The sequence below is a fragment of the Streptomyces sp. NPDC050704 genome, from assembly GCF_040654355.1.
In the GTDB taxonomy this organism is placed as follows: domain Bacteria; phylum Actinomycetota; class Actinomycetes; order Streptomycetales; family Streptomycetaceae; genus Streptomyces.
In genome coordinates, this window is sequence record NZ_JBFAHW010000013.1 from 75101 (window position 1) to 91728 (window position 16628).

Genomic DNA, 16628 nt, shown 5'->3' on the forward strand with positions numbered 1-16628 from the left:
CCATGGAGCCCAGCGGCCCCACCCCCACCCCCCTCGTCGTACTGGACGTCGTCGGCCTCACTCCCCGTCTCCTCGACCACATGCCCCACCTCAAGTCCCTCGCCCAGTCCGGCTCCCGGGCCCACCTCGGCACCGTCCTGCCCGCCGTCACCTGCGCCGCCCAGTCCACCTTCCTCACCGGCACCCACCCGTCCGAGCACGGCATCGTCGGCAACGGCTGGTACTTCCGCGACCTCGGCGACGTCCTCCTGTGGCGCCAGCACAACGGCCTGGTGTCCGGAGACAAACTGTGGGACGCGGCACGGCGCGCGCACCCCGGCTACACGGTCGCCAATATCTGCTGGTGGTACGCCATGGGCGCCGACACCGACATCACCATCACCCCCCGTCCGATCTACTACTCCGACGGCCGCAAGGAACCCGACTGCTACACCCGGCCTCCGGCCCTGCACGACGAACTCACCGAGAAGTTCGGCACGTTCCCCCTCTTCCACTTCTGGGGGCCCGGCGCCGACCTCGTCTCCAGCCGCTGGATCATCGACGCGACCCGCCACATCATCCGCACCCGCCACCCGGACCTGACCCTCTGCTACCTCCCCCATCTCGACTACGACCTGCAGCGCTTCGGCCCCGACGACCCGCGCTCCCTGAAAGCGGCCGCCGACCTGGACGCGGCCATGGCCCCGCTCCTCGACGACGCCCGCGCGGAAGGACGTACGGTCGTCGCCCTGTCCGAGTACGGCATCACCCGCGTGGATCGCCCCGTCGACATCAACCGCGCACTGCGCCGCGCCGGACTCCTGGAGGTGCACACCCAGGACGGCATGGAGTACCTCGACCCGATGGCCTCACGTGCCTTCGCTGTCGCCGACCACCAGATCGCCCATGTCTACGTACGCCGTCCCGAGGACCTGGAGGCCACGAAGACAGCGCTGGCCGATCTGCCCGGCATCGAGCAACTCCTCGACGACGAGGGCAAGAAGACCCATCACCTCGACCACCCGCGCTCCGGCGAACTCGTCGCCGTCGCGGAGCCGGACGCCTGGTTCACGTACTACTACTGGCTCGACGACGCCCGCGCGCCCGACTTCGCGCAGCTCGTCGAGATCCACCGCAAACCCGGCTATGACCCGGTCGAGCTCTTCATGGATCCGCTCGACCCGTACGTCAAGGTCAAGGCCGCGGGCGCACTGGCCCGCAAGAAGCTCGGCATGCGCTACCGCATGGCGGTCGTGCCCCTCGATCCCTCACCTATTCGCGGCAGCCACGGCCGCCTTCCCCTGAGCGACGACGAAGGTCCGCTCATCATCTGCTCCACCCCCCGCGCTGTCGGCGACCGTGTCGCGGCCACCGATGTGAAAGCACTGCTGCTCCAACTCGCCGGTCTCCACTGACCGGCAATGACCGGCGGGCCTCGGCCCGTCGGCCCCTCACGGGCCCGTCTTTTCCGACTGGTCACAAGTGAAGCACTCACCACTGACAACGCCCTCCGACAACGAGGAGTTCCAGGCATGAGCCGCACCAGCCGCACCGCCTTCACGGCCTCCACCAGCAAGAACGAAGACCCCGAACTCAGCCACCGCCTCAGCAGACGAGGCATGCTCGGCGTGGCCGCCGGCGCCACCGCGGCCGCCCTGCTCGGCACGGCAGCCACCCCCGCCGCGGCCGCGGAGAAGGGCCGAAGCCGTCCCGTCCTGCCGCCCGGCCGGCTCGGCATCCAGCTGTACAGCCTGCGCGACAAGGTCTCCACGCTCGGCTTCGCCCCCGTCTTCGCCGAGCTGGCGAAGTACGGCTACGACGAGGTCGAGTTCGCCGGATACACCCAGGGCTCGGCGGGGCCGATCACGCTCGCCCAGCTCAAGCGGCTGGCCCGCGACCACGGCCTGAACCCCATAGGCAGCCATGTCGGCTACTACTCCAGCGACCCGAACGCGTACACCTTCGCCCAGAACCTGAACAAGGTCCTCGACGACGCCCAGGCGCTCGGCCTCAAGCACATCGGCACCGCGTCGGGACCCTTCCGCTACGGCGACACGGTGGACGCCTGGAAGCGCGCGGCCGAGGAGTTCAACACCTACGGTGCGGCGGCCAGGAAGCGCGGCATGAAGTTCTACCAGCACAACCACGCCGAGGAGTTCTCCTTCGCCTCGGACCGCCCCGACGTACGTCTCTACGACGTGCTGCTCGCCGAGACCGACCCCGATCTGGTCTATCTGGAGATGGACATCTACTGGGCGTTCGCCGGCCAGTTCCGCTTCTCCAAGCAGGTCGACGGCACCCCTGCCCCCTTCGATCCGCTGCGTTACGTCCTGAAGCAGCCCGCGCGCTATCCGCTCTTCCACGTCAAGGACGGCATCCGCGACGAATCCGTCCGTGACGGCTACCGGATGGCGGACGTCGGTGACGGCGACATCGACTACAAGGCCTTCATCTCGAAGGTCACCAAGCGCACTCACGGCGGGCGCCACTACCACCACTGGCAGGCCGAACACGACAACCCCGTCGAGTCCTTCGCCTTCGCCCGCAAGTCCAGCGAGCACCTGCACTCGCTGCGGGAGCGCTGCGGCGACTAGCTCGACCAGCTGCTACCGCGCGGTGTGGGCAGCGTACGAACGGCCCCGAGGCCCAGCGGTCTCGGGGCCGTTCGCTGGGACGGTGGGACGCCGTACCGGCCCGGCCGTCCGAGGGCCCCGACCGGCCGCCGGCCTGCCTGCCCTACCGGCCGCCGGCCAGCGACGACGACATCGGGGTGCCCGCCTTCCTCTCGATGCCCGCCTACTTGGACCAGCGGGCGGCCACCCGCTCGGCAAGTCGCCAGCGACCACCTGCCCGTGGTCAACGTCCTCATCCCCGGCATGGAGCGCTTCATGGTCGTCACCGATGGCCACCTCGTTCTGCCCGGCGCACGAGGCCTGGGCGCGCACAGCGAAGGGGACCGTCCGGGCCTGCCCCGGACGGTCCCCTTCACGTTCCGCTGTCAGAGCGTCACATGTCCTCCCGGCTGATCGGCTTCGGGTTGGGCTCGATCTTGTTGCGGTTCTTTCGGCCCGGTTGGGTCAGGGACATCGAGACAAAGCCCGCGACCACCGCGATGGTGCCGGCCAGGATGAACGCCCCGTTGTGGCCCCAGACACCCACCACCAGGGCGCCCATGCCGGAGCCGGCAAGGCCGGAGATCAGCTTGGAGCTGTAGACCAGGCCGTAGTTGGAGGCGTTGTTGTTCTCGCCGAAGTAGTCCGCGGTCATCGCCGCCATCATCGGGAAGACCGCGCCACCGCCGAAGCCGGAGACGCTGGAGAACAGCAGGAACAGCGGCAGGTTGCCGGCGTTCGCGGAGGCGAGGAGGGCGTACTGCGAGAGGCCGAGTATGAAGAACACCATGACCAGGCACTGCTTGCGGCCGTAGAGGTCCGAGAGCCAGCCGATCACACCGCGCCCGGTGCCGTTGACGATGGCCTTCAGCGACATCGCCGTGGCCACGATGCCCCCGGCGAAGCCGGCCTCCTCTCCGAGCTCGACCTGGAAGGCGATGCCGAAGATGTTCACGCTGGAGGAGCACAGCAGACAGAACCACATCACCGCCACCCGCCCGGTCGCCCAGGCCTCCTTCGGTGTGTACTGCTTCACCGCCGGAGGGTTCTTCGCCAGGGACCGACGGGCCCGCGGATCATCCGGCGGGCGCAGCGGGTCGACCTCTGAAGGCCACCAGTTCTTCGGCGGGTCCTTGAAGAAGTAGCCGGCCACGGCCACCACCGCCGCCAGGAAGAGGCCCACCGAGACGAGCACCCAGCGGAAGTTGGTCAGATCCATATAGCCGGTGAAGATGAAGACGAAGGGCACCGAGCCGTAGGAGAAGCCGCCGTTGACGAAGCCGGTCTTGCCGCCCTTGCGTTCCGGATACCACTTGCCGACCATGTTCACGCAGGTCGCGTAGACCAAACCGGCGCCCATGCCGCTGAACATGCCGAAGCCGAGGTAGGCGACGATCACATGCGGGGCGTAGGCGAGCGAGAGATAGCCGAGCAGTGTGCCCAGCGCGCCAAGCATCATCGCCATGCGGGCCGGCAGCTTCCCGGACTCGCGGAGCTTGCCGGCCGGGAAGGCCACCGCTGCCTGGAAGAAGACCCACACGCCGAGCAGCCAGAAGATGTGCAGACTGCTCCAGCTGTGCGCGGTGTGCAAGGTGTCCTCGGCGGACGCGAACGCGTACTCGGCCGAGCTGATGCCCATCATGCCCACCCAGGGCAGGATGACCATCCACTTGCGCTTACGGCCCATGATGTCGATATCGGTCTCGCCGAGCCGGTATATCCGGCCGTTGGCGTCCGTCACCTCCCTGTAGGGGACGGATGTGGAGATGTCAGTTGTCGCCATGTCGTTCGAACCCTTCGCGTGGAAGAAGCCTGGCCAGCGCCCCCTGTCCGTTCTCTTCGCGCAGGGGCCCGCGGCGAGCGGCACCGCAGGCCCCGTGGTTCGGGCCGCGCTCAGTTCATCGACCGCCCCCCAACAGTCCCGCCGCACGCGCCCAGCGGTACTTCGCGCCCAACACGGCCACCGGCTTCTCGGTCGTGTACGGGTACGCCACGACCCCCCGCTCGTACAGGTACTGGCAGGCCTCCTCGACCTCGACATCGCCCGCGAGTGACGCCACGACGGGCTTCTCGATGCCGCGCTCCCGGAATTCGGCCACCACGCGCGCGGTGAGCTCGGCGAAGACCATGGGAGGGGTCACGATGGTGTGCCAGTAGCCCAGGACGAGCGAGTGGATCCGCGGGTCCTCCAGACCGAGCCGGATCGTCGCCTCGTACGTCGACGGCGGCTCGCCGCCCGTGATGTCCACCGGGTTGCCGGCGGCCCCGAAGGGCGGGATGAACTTCCTGAAGGACGCGTCCAGGTCCGGCGGGATCTCCATCAGGGAGAGCCCGTTGTCGGTCACCGCGTCGGACAGCAGGACGCCACTGCCGCCGGCCCCCGTGATGATCACGATGTTGTCGCCCTGGGGAGTGGGCAGCACCGGCAACGCGCGCGCGTACTCCAGCATTTCGTTCAGACCGGGAGCCCGGATGACGCCGGCCTGCTTCAGGATGTCCTCATAGACGGCGTCGTCGCCCGCCAGGGCTCCCGTGTGCGAGCCCGCGGCCTTGGCTCCGGCCGCCGTACGGCCGGCCTTGAGGACGACCACCGGCTTCTTCGGAACGGTCGCCCGCGCGGCCTCCACAAAGGCGCGCCCGTCCTTCAGGTCCTCCAAGTGCATGGCGATGCACTTGGTGTTGGGGTCCTCGCCGAACCAGGTCAGCAGGTCGTCCTCGTCCAGGTCCGACTTGTTGCCGAGCCCCACGATCGCCGAAACACCTGTCTTCGTAGTGCGCGCGAAGCCCAGAATGGCCATCCCTATGCCACCGGACTGCGAGGTGAGTGCGACGCCGCCCTTCACGTCGTACGGCGTGCAGAACGTGGCACACAGGTCCTGCCACGTCGAGTAGTAGCCGTAGATGTTCGGCCCGAGCAGCCGGACGCCGTACCGCTCACCGATGGCCACGATCTCGTCCTGGAGCCCCTGCTCGCCCGTCTCGGCGAACCCGGAGGGAATGAGCACGGCGTTGGGGATCCCCTTGCGTCCCACCTCCTCCAGAGCCGAGGCCACGAACTTGGCGGGGATAGCGAAGACCGCCACATCCACCTCACCGGGAACGTCGGTGACACTCTTGTACGCCTTGCGGCCGAGAATGTCATCGGCCTTGGGGTTCACCGGATGGATCTCTCCGGAGAAGCCGCCGTCGATGAGGTTGCGCATGACCGAATTGCCGATCTTGCCCTGCTCGTTGGAGGCACCGATCACGGCGACCGACGAGGGCTGCATCAGCCGGCGCATCGAGGTGAGGATCTCCTCGCGCGAGTACTTGCGCCGCTCCTTGGGGACCGAGTCGGCGAGGATCACGCGGATGTCCGCCGCGACCGCCCCTTCCGGGGTGGCGATCACCGGGTTGAGGTCCACCTCGGCGATCTCCGGGAAGTCCGCGACGAGTTCGGAGACCCGCCGGATCTGCTCGGCGATCGCCCACCGGTCGACGGCCGGCGCGCCGCGCACTCCGCGCAGGATCTCGGCGGCCCGGATCGATTCCAGCATCGACAGGGCCTCGTCCCCGTCCACGGGCGCCAGCCGGAACGTGACGTCCTTGAGGACCTCGACGAGCACACCGCCGAGCCCGAAGGCGACGACCTTCCCGAACGTCGGGTCGGTCACCGCGCCGACGATGACCTCCTGCCCCTGGGGGAGCAGTTCCTGCACCTGTACGCCCTCGATACGGGCGTCCGGCGCGTACCCGCGCGCGTTGTCGATGATTTTGTGGAACGCGGCCCGTACGTCGGTCGCGCCCTCCACACCGACGATCACACCGCCCGCGTCGGTCTTGTGGAGGATGTCGGGGGAGACGATCTTCATGACGACAGGAGCGCCGAAGCGCGCCGCGTACGCCACGGCCTCCTCGACGTCGGTCGCCAGTTCCTCGCCGGGGACGGCGATCGCGTACGCGTCGGCGATCACCTTGCCCTCGGGCGCGGTCAGCGCGGTGCGTCCCTCGGCCCGTACGGCGGCGAGGAGCGTACGTACCCGCAGCACCCGGTCTTCGGCCATCAATCAGATCACTCCGTTCGACTTGAGCAGGCGCAGCTCCTCGTCGCCGAGACCGAGCTCGCCGACGTACACCTCTTCGTTGTGCTCGCCGAGCAGCGGCGAACTGGTCACGTCCACGGGGGAGTCGGAGAGCTTCAGCGGGCTGCCCACGGTGACGAAGTCGCCGCGCTCCGGGTGCGGCACCGTCACGACCATCTCGTTGGCGACCAGCGACTGGTCCTCGATGATCTCCCTGGTGGAAAGGATCGGGCCGCAGGGGATGTTGTGGCCGTTGAGCTTCTCCAGCACCTGCCACTTGGGGAGCGTGGACGACCACTCCTCGATGAGTTGGAACATCTTGGTGAGCTGGGGGAGCCGGGCCTCCGGGGTCGCCCACTCGGGGTCGTCCGCCAGCTCGGGGCGCCCGATGAGTTCGGTGATCGGCTTCCAGCCGACGGGCTGCACGATGACGTACACGTAGTCGTTGGGGCCGCCCGGTGCGCACTTGACCGCCCAGCCGGGCTGGCCGCCGCCGGACGCGTTGCCGGACCTGGGAACTTCGTCGCCGAAGTCCTCGTTGGGATATTCAGCCAGCGGACCGTGCCCGAGGCGCTGCTGGTCCCGCAGTTTCACCCGGCACAGATTCAGCACGGCGTGCTGCATCGCCACGTTCACGCGCTGCCCGCGCCCCGTGTTCTCCCGCTGGAACAGGGCGGCGAGGATCGCCGCCACCGCGTGGATGCCCGTGCCCGAGTCACCGATCTGGGCCCCCGTCGCCAGCGGCGGCCCGTCCTCGAACCCGGTGGTCGACATCGACCCGCCCATGGCCTGCGCGACGACCTCGTACGCCTTGAAGTTGGTGTACGGGCCGTCCCCGAACCCCTTGATGGAGGCATAGACGATTCGCGGATTGATCTCCTGGATGCGGTCCCAGGTGAAGCCCATTCGGTCGATCGCGCCCGGCCCGAAGTTCTCGACCATGACGTCCGAGCGCCGGATCAGCTCGGTGAGGATCTCCTTGCCGCGCTCGGTCTTGGTGTTGAGGGTGATGCTCCGCTTGTTGCAGTTGAGCATCGTGAAGTAGAGGGAGTCGACGTCCGGGAGGTCGCGCAGCTGCTTGCGCGTGATGTCGCCGGTCGGCGCCTCCAGCTTGACGACGTCCGCGCCGAGCCAGGCGAGCAGCTGGGTCGCCGACGGCCCGGACTGGACGTGTGTCATGTCGAGGACGCGGACGCCTTCGAGAGCCTTGGTCGATGTTCCTGACGTCGCTGCCGTGACTGTCATCGGGGACACCTCACTTGTACATCGTCTGGTTCATGGTTCCGGGGGCGTACGCGTCCGGGTCGACCCAGACGTTGATCAGCGAGGGCTTGCCCGACTCGCGGGCGCGCTGGAGGGCGGGGCCGATGTCGGCGGGGTCGCGGACCTCCTCGCCGTAACCGCCCAGCATCTGGGCGAACTTGTCGTAGTGGACGTCGCCGAGGGTGTTGCCGACCCGCTCGCGCTCCAGGCCGTACTTGGCGGCCTGGCCGTAACGGATCTGGTTCATCGAGGAGTTGTTGCCGACGATGCCGACGAAGGGGAGGTTGTAGCGGACGAGGGTCTCGAAGTCCCAGCCGGTGAGCGAGAAGGCGCCGTCTCCGAAGAGGGCGACGACCTCCTTGTCGGGCCGCGCCTTCTTGGCCGCGAGCACGAACGGAACTCCGACGCCGAGCGTGCCGAGCGGCCCCGGGTCCATCCAGTGGCCGGGCGACTTGGGCTGCACGACCTGACCGGAGAAGGTGACGATGTCGCCGCCGTCGCCGATGTAGATGGAGTCCTCGGTGAGGAAGTCGTTGATCTCGCTGACCAGCCGGTACGGGTGGATCGGCGAGGCGTCCGACTTCAGGCTGGGCAGCCGCTTCTCGATGGCGGTCTGCTCGGCGGCCCGCAGCTCGTCGAGCCACTCCTTGCGCTTCGAGGCGCCGCCGTTGATGCGCCCCGAGGCGGCCTCGGTCACCGACTTCAGCACCAGGCCGGCGTCACCGACGATCCCCAGGTCGATGTCCCGGTTCTTGCCGACCGTCCGGTAGTCGAGGTCGATCTGCACGACGGTCGCGTCCGGCGACAGCCGCTTTCCGTAGCCCATGCGGAAGTCGAAGGGCGTGCCCACGATGACGATCACGTCGGCGTTGGAGAACGCGTACCGGCGCGACAGCTGGAAGTGGTGCGGGTCCCCGGGCGGCAGGGTGCCGCGGCCGGCGCCGTTCATGTAGGCGGGGATGTTGAGGGCGCGTACGAGATCGATGGCGGACTCGGTGCCACGCGTCGTCCACACCTGGCTGCCCAGCAGGATCGCGGGCTTCTCGGCGTGCACGAGGAGGTCGGCGAGCTTCTCGATCGCCTCGGGGTCACCGGCCGAGCGGGTCGAGGCCCGGTACTGGCCGGCGGCGGGCACCCGGGCCTTCTCGACCGGCACCTTGGCGTCCAGCACATCGCGCGGTATCTCCAGGAAGGACGGCCCGGGGGCGCCGTGATAGCACTCGCGGAACGCCATCGACACCATGTCGGCGGCGCGCGCGGTGTCCGGCACGGTCGCCGCGAACTTGGTGATCGGCGTCATCATGTCGACGTGCGGCAGGTCCTGGAGGGACCCCATCTTGTGCTGCGTGTGGGCGCCTTGGCCGCCGATCAGCAGCATCGGGGACTCCGCACGGAAGGCGTTGGCGACACCCGTCACGGCGTCGGTCGTGCCGGGACCGGCGGTGACGACCGCGCAGCCGGGTTTGCCGGTGATGCGCGCGTAGCCGTCGGCGGCGTGGGCGGCGACCTGTTCGTGGCGAACGTCGACGACCTCTATGCCTTCGTCGACGCAGCCGTCGTAGATGTCGATGATGTGGCCGCCGCAGAGCGTGTAGATGACCTCCACACCCTCCGCTTTGAGTGCCTTGGCGACCAGGTGCCCACCGGAGATGAGGTTCTGGCTGGTGTCGTCGGGCATGGCGAAGTCCTGTCCCTTCGTAGGGGATTGGGCGCGCTGAAGTGCAGCTCAGACGGTGTGCGCGCACTGTTCGTGGATGCCGTCGCGGTAGATTGCATACAGTCGACGAATACTGTATGAAGCTTGTTATCCCGCATCCGGTGGGTGGTGTCCAGGGGGCGTGCGGCAACTTTTAGGTAGGAGCCGAGATGGACCTGTTCGAGCACCAGGCAAGGGAACTCTTCGAAGAACACGGCATCTTGGTGCCGAGGGCGGAGGTCACCGACTCGCCCAAGGAGGCACGCGAGATCGCCCGCAGGCTCGGCGGCCGCGTCGTCGTCAAGGCGCAGGTGAAGACCGGCGGACGCGGCAAGGCGGGCGGCGTGAAACTCGCCGCCGATCCGGCCGCCACCGAACTGACGGCACGCCAGATCCTCGGCATGGACATCAAGGGCCACACCGTCGGAAAGGTGATGCTGGCCCAACCGGTCGACATCGAGAGCGAGTTCTACGTCAGCTACGTACTCGACCGCGCCGCCGGCCGCTTCCTCGCGATCGCCTCGGCCGAGGGCGGCATGGACATCGAGGAGGTCGCCGCAACCCGGCCGGACGCCGTGGCGCGCGTCCACATCGACCCGGCCGAGGGCGTCACCTCGGCGAAGGCGAGCGAGATCGCCGAAGCCGCGGGGCTGCCCCCGCAGACCGTCGACGTCCTGGTCAGGCTCTGGGACGTACTGATCCGCGAGGACGCTGTCCTGGTCGAGGTGAACCCCCTCGTCCGTACGGCCCAGGGGCAGCTCCTCGCCCTCGACGGCAAGGTCACCCTCGACGACAACGCCCGCTTCCGGCAGGCCCGTTGGGGCGACCAGGAATCCCAGCACGACGACCCGCTGGAGGCGGCCGCCGCGGCCAAGGGCCTCAACTACGTGAAGCTGGACGGCGAGGTCGGCATCATCGGCAACGGCGCGGGCCTCGTCATGTCGACCCTCGACGTGGTCGCGGGCTGCGGCGCGCGCCCCGCCAACTTCCTCGACATCGGCGGCGGCGCCTCCGCCCAGATCATGGCCGACGGCCTCTCCGTCATCCTCTCCGACCCGGCCGTGAAGTCCGTCTTCGTCAACGTCTTCGGCGGCATCACCGCCTGTGACGCGGTCGCCGACGGCATCGTGCAGGCCCTGGACACCGTCCAGTTGACCAAACCGCTGGTCGTCCGCCTCGACGGAAACAACGCCGTACGCGGCCGCACGATCCTCGACGAGCGGGCCCACCCGCTGGTCCAGCAGGCCACCACCATGGACGGCGCCGCGCGCCGCGCCGCCCAACTCGCCAACGCCAGCTGAAGGAGCGGGACATGGCCATCTATCTGACCAAGGAGAGCAAGGTCCTCGTCCAGGGCATGACCGGCGGCGAGGGCATGAAGCACACCCGGCGCATGCTCGCGGCGGGCACTGATGTCGTCGGCGGCGTCAATCCCCGCAAGGCCGGCCAGAGCGTCGACTTCGACGACCGCGCCGTGCCAGTCTTCGGCTCCGTGCGCGAAGGCATCGAGGCGACCGGCGCCGACGTCAGCGTCGTCTTCGTGCCACCCGCCTTTGCCAGGGCGGCAGTTGTGGAAGCCGCCGACGCCGGCATCGGACTCGCCGTCGTCATCACCGAGGGCATCCCCGTCCACGACTCGGTCGCCTTCCACGCGTACGCCACCGCCAAGGGCACCCGGATCATCGGTCCCAACTGCCCCGGCCTGATCACCCCCGGCCAGTCCAACGCGGGCATCATCCCCGCCGACATCACCAAGCCCGGCCGCATCGGCCTGGTGTCCAAGTCCGGCACCCTCACGTACCAACTCATGTACGAACTCCGCGACATCGGCTTCTCGACATGCGTGGGCATCGGCGGCGACCCCGTCGTCGGCACCACCCACATCGACTGCCTGGCGGCCTTCCAGGACGACCCCGACACCGAACTGATCGTCCTCATCGGGGAGATCGGAGGCGACGCCGAGGAACGCGCGGCCGCGTACGTCCGCGAGCACGTCACCAAGCCCGTCATCGGCTACATCGCCGGTTTCACCGCCCCCGAGGGCAAGACGATGGGCCACGCGGGCGCGATCGTGTCCGGCTCCTCCGGCACAGCACAGGCGAAGAAGGAAGCCCTGGAAGCGGCTGGTGTACGCGTGGGCGGCACACCGACCGAAACGGCGAAACTCGTTCTGGCACTCCTCGAAGAACATCGCTGAGCGCCCTCGAAGCGGAGCGTGACGTCACTCATAGTTGACGCGAGGTGACTGTCGAGCGCCACGTTCGCTCGCTACGTTCCCTCACCACCTTCCCTCCGTACGTACGCGACCCCGCGTCCCTGCGCAGGGAAGCCGAGCCATGCAATTCCCTCCCGCCCCCGACTGTGCACCGAGAGCGGAGACACCCGAATGGCATCACCGACCCTCACCCTCAAGGCCCATACGTCCTGGACCGACGCCTGGGAGCGCTGCCTGGCCGTAGCGCCGGAAGCGTTCCAGGACGACCGTGTCCTCAACCTCTGGGGAGCCGCCTGGCAGGCCGACGGCCGGGCGCTGCCCGCCACCAGCCCCGTCGACGGCAGCCCCATCGCCGGCCCGCCCCGCCTGGACGGCGCCACGGCCCACCAGGCCGTGCGCGCCTCCCTCGACCACCACCGCGCCTGGCGGCACGTACCGGTGGAGGAACGCCGGGCCCGCGTCGCGGCCACCCTCGACGCACTCACCCAGCACCGCGAACTGCTCGCCCTTCTCCTCGTCTGGGAGATCGGCAAGCCCTGGCGGCTCGCGCAGGCCGACGTCGACCGGGCCATCGACGGCGTGCGCTGGTACGTCGACGGCATCGAGCCCATGGTCGAGAACCGGGCCCCGCTGAACGGCCCGGTGTCCAACATCGCGAGCTGGAACTACCCGATGAGCGTGCTCGTTCACGCAATGCTGGTACAGGCACTGGCAGGCAACGCGGTCATCGCCAAGACCCCGACCGACGGCGGCGTCGCGTGTCTGACCCTGGCTTGCGCGCTCGCCGCACGCGAAGGGATTCCCGTCACCCTCGTCAGCGGCGGCGGGGGCGAGCTGTCGGAGGCGCTCGTGCGCGCGCCCGAGATCGGCTGCGTCTCCTTCGTCGGCGGCCGCGACACGGGCGCCGCGGTGGCCACGGCCGTCGCCGACCTCGGCAAGCGGCACGTACTCGAACAGGAAGGCCTGAACACCTGGGGTATCTGGAACCACACGGACTGGGACACGCTGACGGCGGTCATTCCGAAGCTCTTCGACTACGGCAAGCAGCGTTGCACGGCCTACCCGCGCTTCGTCGTCCAGCGTGAGCTGTTCGACGAGTTCCTGGCGGCCTACCTCCCGGCGGTCCGCACCCTCCGGGTCGGCCATCCGCTGGCCGTCGAGCAACCGGACGGCCCGTATCCGCAGCTGGACTTCGGGCCGGTCATCAACGCGGCCAAGGCGAAGGACCTCCACGACCAGGTCGCCGAGGCCATCGACCGCGGCGCCGTCCCGGTACACCGCGGCAAGCTCGGCGACGCGCGCTTCCTGCCCGGCCAGGACACGGCGGCGTACGTCCAGCCGGTCACCCTGCTCAACCCGCCCCCATCCTCCCCGCTCCACCACGCGGAGCCCTTCGGCCCGGTCGACACCATCGTCCTGGTCGACACCGAGGCCGAGCTGCTCGCCGCCATGAACGCGTCGAACGGCGCACTCGTCGCCACCCTGTCCACGGACGACGAGGCCACGTACCGGCGACTGGCACCGCAGATCCGTGCTTTCAAGGTCGGCCACGGGAAGGCCCGCTCCCGGGGCGACCGCGACGAGCTCTTCGGCGGCTTCGGCGCGTCGTGGCGCGGCGCGTTCGTCGGCGGCGAGCTGCTCGTGCGTGCCGTGACACAGGGACCGGCGGGGGAGCGGCTGCCCGGGAACTTCCCGGACTACCACCTCATGCCGTGACCGCGGCGCACGGTGTGAGCGTGTAGCCCGCACGTCGAAGATCTGCCCCAATGGCGTTGGTGGGCGTCACCGTCGTGGCGGTGCCGTCCACCAACGCCTTCGGGGAGGGGCGAACCTGCGCGCCGTCCGTCGGGACGGGGCCACCCGAACACCACAAGAAGGCGCGAGAACCAGCCACTCCGAGAACCGATCGTGTCGGTCCCACCACTGACGGTGAAGCCTTGAGTGGGTCGTTTCCCGGCCTCCCGCGGGGCCGCCCGAGCCAGGAAACGCAGGTGAAAGGCACCCCGAAAGCTTGGTATTGTTGTCCATGTCGCCGCGGGGAACACCCCCGGCCAGGCGACAGACACCTGGTCCGGGTGGCGGAATGGCAGACGCGCTAGCTTGAGGTGCTAGTGCCCTTTATCGGGCGTGGGGGTTCAAGTCCCCCCTCGGACACCAGCTGAGACCCCACTTCGTGTGGGGTCTCTTGCATTTCCGGGCTGTGGCATGACCAACCACGTGACCAGCAGCCTGCAGAATCCCAGGTCAGACCAGGGATGACAGGCCGAGTCGGGCCCGTACTGGAGGCGGCCGGTCGGCGTGCTCCGTCCTTACCGGAGTGGCCGGCTTCCCCTGCCGTCACGGACTCCACGATACGAGGGGGAGGCTCACTTCGAGCCGCTCCTGTGGTGGTGACGGCGGAGGCCGGTACAGCCTCGGCCGCGCGGAACGGTGGAGCAGGCGTCCCGCGGCTCCCATTGGTGCAGTTGATGTAACCGCCGCCCTCTGTGCGTTGATGGAGGTGTGGAACACGCGCTTCCGATCGTCGTGGCCGATGGTGTCGTCACGAAGGAGTGATCATGTCTGCTCACCCGACTCCACTGCTCTTCCTGCACGGTTTCTGGCATGGGCCCTGGTGCTGGAACGAGGTCCCCACCTGCGGCGCCGGCGCGCACCGTCCCGCTGTCGCGGTGGACATGGCGGGACACGGGCTTCACGCAGGCCGAACTCCCTCGCACGCCGCCCGTATGACGCCGCGGCCCTGGCCTCCGAGGTGTCGCCGATGGCGGGGGCGGGCCTCGACGAGGCGGCCGGACTGCTCATCTCGCAGATCGAGAGGGTCGGCGAGGGTGGTCCGGTGACGGTGGTGGCCCACAGCATGGGCGGTCCGGTGCTGACGAGGGCGGCCCAACTGCGGCCCGAGCTCTGGCGCACGCGGTGTATCTGACCGCTTACATGCCGGCGTCGGACGTTCCGGCCGCCGCCTGTGTGGGGATGCCCGAGAACGCGGGGGAGATGGTCTCGTCGGCCGTTCGGGCCGATCCCGCCGTGATCGGCGCCATGCGGCTCGATCTCGCCTCCGAAGCACCTGAGTACCACCAGCAGCTGCGGGAGGCGCTCTACGGTGATGTCGAGCCGACTGTCGCCGACGCGGATGCCGCTCTGCTGACGTCGGACTCTCCGGTGGGTGTGGCGATGGACACCACCACGCTGACCCGTGACGGGTGGGGTTCGGTGCCGCGTACGTACGTCGTATGTTCGCGGGACGTGGCGCTGCGGCCACGCCTGCAGCAGAAGTTCATTGACGATGCGGATGCCGCGTTCCCGGACAATCCCACCAGCGTCGTGACGCTCGATTCCTCGCATTCTCCGTTCCTGTCGATGCCGCAGCAGGTGGCCGACATCGTGACGAAGCTTGCCTGACTGCCGGCCCGCGGACCGCGCACCTTCGATCTGAAATTTCCAGACCGGAACCTTTCAATTCAGTTGAAGTAACCGGTGCGTGTGGTGGGATTTCGAATTATGGAAACGAACGGAGACATCAGGATGAGCGTTTTGAATAATGTTTCACTGCCGGACTACGCCCCCATTCCCGCCGCAGCTTTCGGTCCGGAGCCGAACGAACTCGGCTACTACGTGGCTCCGATCGGGGGAAACCTGTACTGGGTGACCGATCAGAGTTACCAGGCGATGTTCCTGTCGACGAGGACCGGCGTCGTACTCGTTGACGCACCGCCCAGTCTCGGCCACAACTTGGTGCGAGCCATCGAGGAGGTCACCCGGGCCAACGGCCGCCCCAGCAAGGTGACTCACCTGGTGTACTCGCATTACCACGCCGACCACATCGGCGCCGCGGGAATTTTCGACAGCAGCGTCGAACGGGTCGCCCACGTCGAAACCGACCGCCTGCTGAAAGCCACGGGTGACCGGAATCGTCCGCGCCCGACCACGACGTTCGGAGAGGGCTACACACTCAGTGTCGGCGGAGAGCGGCTGCAACTCGACTACCGGGGCCCCAACCACACTCCCGACAACATCTTCATCCACGTGCCCGACTACGACACGCTCTTCGTGGTCGACGTCATGTATCCCGGCTGGGCGCCCTTCCAGGGCTTTGCCCTCTCCCAGGAGATCCCGAACTGGATCAAGGCGCATCGGGAGATCACCGATTACTCGTGGTCCCACTTTCTCGGTGGACACGTGGGGCGGCCCGGAACCCGGGAGGACGCCGAACTGCTGATCGAGTACGTGGACGACCTCCTTATGCATGTCAAGTCGGCCATCATGAACGTCGATCCCGCGCCCTACTTCACCAAGTACGGAGGTTCGGGGAACCCGTGGGCGATGATGAAACACTACTGGAACGAAGTGGCCCGACAGGCGGCTGAGCCGGTGGTCGCCAAGTACACGGGTAAGCTCGCCGCGGCAGATGTCACCACTGTGGACAATGCCTTCACCTTGATCACGTCGCTTCAGCATGACGACGGGTTTACGTCACCCGCCTTTGGAATTCGCCCGTAACAGGTGGGCCTCCTTCAATTCCCTGAAGGGTGCCGATCGTGGTCCTGGACGTCGATGTCGAGCGGGAACGGGATTCCTTCTCGCTGAAGGCGCTTTATCCGGATCCGCTTGAGAAGTTCGGTCGCGTGGGTCTGAGCAACGGCTGTTCGGTGGCGAAGTAGACGCCGACGGTGTGAGTGCCGTGCGCCGGCCGGCCGTCGTGCGTCGTCGGCGAGACAGGGAGCATCGACACGGGCGTTGAGCTCGGCGAGTGAGTCCGGCTTGCCGCGGTCCCGGAACCCATGCCTGAAGCCGAAGCCCGT

The 16628-nt window shown here is 68.2% G+C and carries 13 protein-coding genes and 1 tRNA gene; 10 read left to right on the top strand and 4 right to left on the bottom strand.

Annotated elements, in window-relative coordinates:
• Positions 1 to 2 precede the first annotated feature (2 nt).
• Positions 3 to 1394 carry a nucleotide pyrophosphatase/phosphodiesterase family protein gene (locus AB0I18_RS09950; protein WP_363104982.1) on the top strand — a complete coding sequence of 464 codons (1392 nt, stop codon included), beginning with the start codon at positions 3 to 5 and terminating at the stop codon, positions 1392 to 1394.
• Between the two features lie 117 nt (positions 1395 to 1511).
• Positions 1512 to 2573: a sugar phosphate isomerase/epimerase gene (locus tag AB0I18_RS09955; RefSeq protein ID WP_363104907.1), complete on the top strand. Its 1062-nt coding sequence runs from the start codon at positions 1512 to 1514 to the stop codon at positions 2571 to 2573.
• Positions 2574 to 2985: 412 nt separating this feature from the next.
• Here AB0I18_RS09955 and AB0I18_RS09960 read toward each other — a convergent pair whose 3' ends face one another.
• The 4 genes from AB0I18_RS09960 to AB0I18_RS09975 form a co-directional block, all read right to left on the bottom strand.
• Positions 2986 to 4374 (bottom strand): OFA family MFS transporter, encoded by a 1389-nt coding sequence (locus AB0I18_RS09960; RefSeq protein ID WP_363104908.1) that lies wholly within the window; start codon positions 4372 to 4374, stop codon positions 2986 to 2988.
• A gap of 115 nt (positions 4375 to 4489) precedes the next feature.
• Positions 4490 to 6634, bottom strand: a complete 2145-nt coding sequence (locus AB0I18_RS09965; RefSeq protein WP_363104909.1) for an acetate--CoA ligase family protein — start codon at positions 6632 to 6634, stop codon at positions 4490 to 4492.
• Positions 6635 to 6637: 3 nt separating this feature from the next.
• Positions 6638 to 7897, bottom strand: a complete 1260-nt coding sequence (frc, locus tag AB0I18_RS09970; RefSeq protein WP_363104910.1) for a formyl-CoA transferase — start codon at positions 7895 to 7897, stop codon at positions 6638 to 6640.
• Between the two features lie 10 nt (positions 7898 to 7907).
• A complete protein-coding gene (locus tag AB0I18_RS09975; RefSeq protein ID WP_363104911.1) occupies positions 7908 to 9593 on the bottom strand; it encodes a thiamine pyrophosphate-binding protein in 1686 nt (561 codons plus the stop codon).
• 188 nt (positions 9594 to 9781) lie between these two features.
• Here AB0I18_RS09975 and sucC point away from each other — a divergent pair, with 188 nt between their 5' ends.
• From sucC to AB0I18_RS10015, 8 genes are all read left to right on the top strand, one after another.
• Entirely contained in the window at positions 9782 to 10912 is a 1131-nt protein-coding gene (sucC, locus tag AB0I18_RS09980) for an ADP-forming succinate--CoA ligase subunit beta (RefSeq protein WP_363104912.1), read from the top strand.
• A gap of 11 nt (positions 10913 to 10923) precedes the next feature.
• The gene (sucD, locus tag AB0I18_RS09985; protein WP_363104913.1) at positions 10924 to 11808 is read left to right on the top strand and encodes a succinate--CoA ligase subunit alpha; all 885 of its coding nucleotides are present in this window, start codon (positions 10924 to 10926) and stop codon (positions 11806 to 11808) included.
• A gap of 189 nt (positions 11809 to 11997) precedes the next feature.
• A complete protein-coding gene (locus AB0I18_RS09990; protein WP_363104914.1) occupies positions 11998 to 13542 on the top strand; it encodes an aldehyde dehydrogenase family protein in 1545 nt (514 codons plus the stop codon).
• A gap of 353 nt (positions 13543 to 13895) precedes the next feature.
• Positions 13896 to 13983: transfer RNA gene (locus AB0I18_RS09995), tRNA-Leu, on the top strand.
• A 604-nt stretch (positions 13984 to 14587) separates the two neighbouring features.
• On the top strand, positions 14588 to 14752 hold the full coding sequence (locus tag AB0I18_RS10000; RefSeq protein ID WP_363104915.1) for a hypothetical protein: 165 nt from the start codon (positions 14588 to 14590) through the stop codon (positions 14750 to 14752).
• 8 nt (positions 14753 to 14760) lie between these two features.
• Positions 14761 to 15228, top strand: a complete 468-nt coding sequence (locus tag AB0I18_RS10005; protein WP_363104916.1) for an alpha/beta fold hydrolase — start codon at positions 14761 to 14763, stop codon at positions 15226 to 15228.
• A gap of 123 nt (positions 15229 to 15351) precedes the next feature.
• The gene (locus AB0I18_RS10010) at positions 15352 to 16326 is read left to right on the top strand and encodes an MBL fold metallo-hydrolase (protein ID WP_363104917.1); all 975 of its coding nucleotides are present in this window, start codon (positions 15352 to 15354) and stop codon (positions 16324 to 16326) included.
• 38 nt (positions 16327 to 16364) lie between these two features.
• A complete protein-coding gene (locus AB0I18_RS10015; RefSeq protein ID WP_363104918.1) occupies positions 16365 to 16487 on the top strand; it encodes a hypothetical protein in 123 nt (40 codons plus the stop codon).
• Positions 16488 to 16628 lie beyond the last annotated feature (141 nt).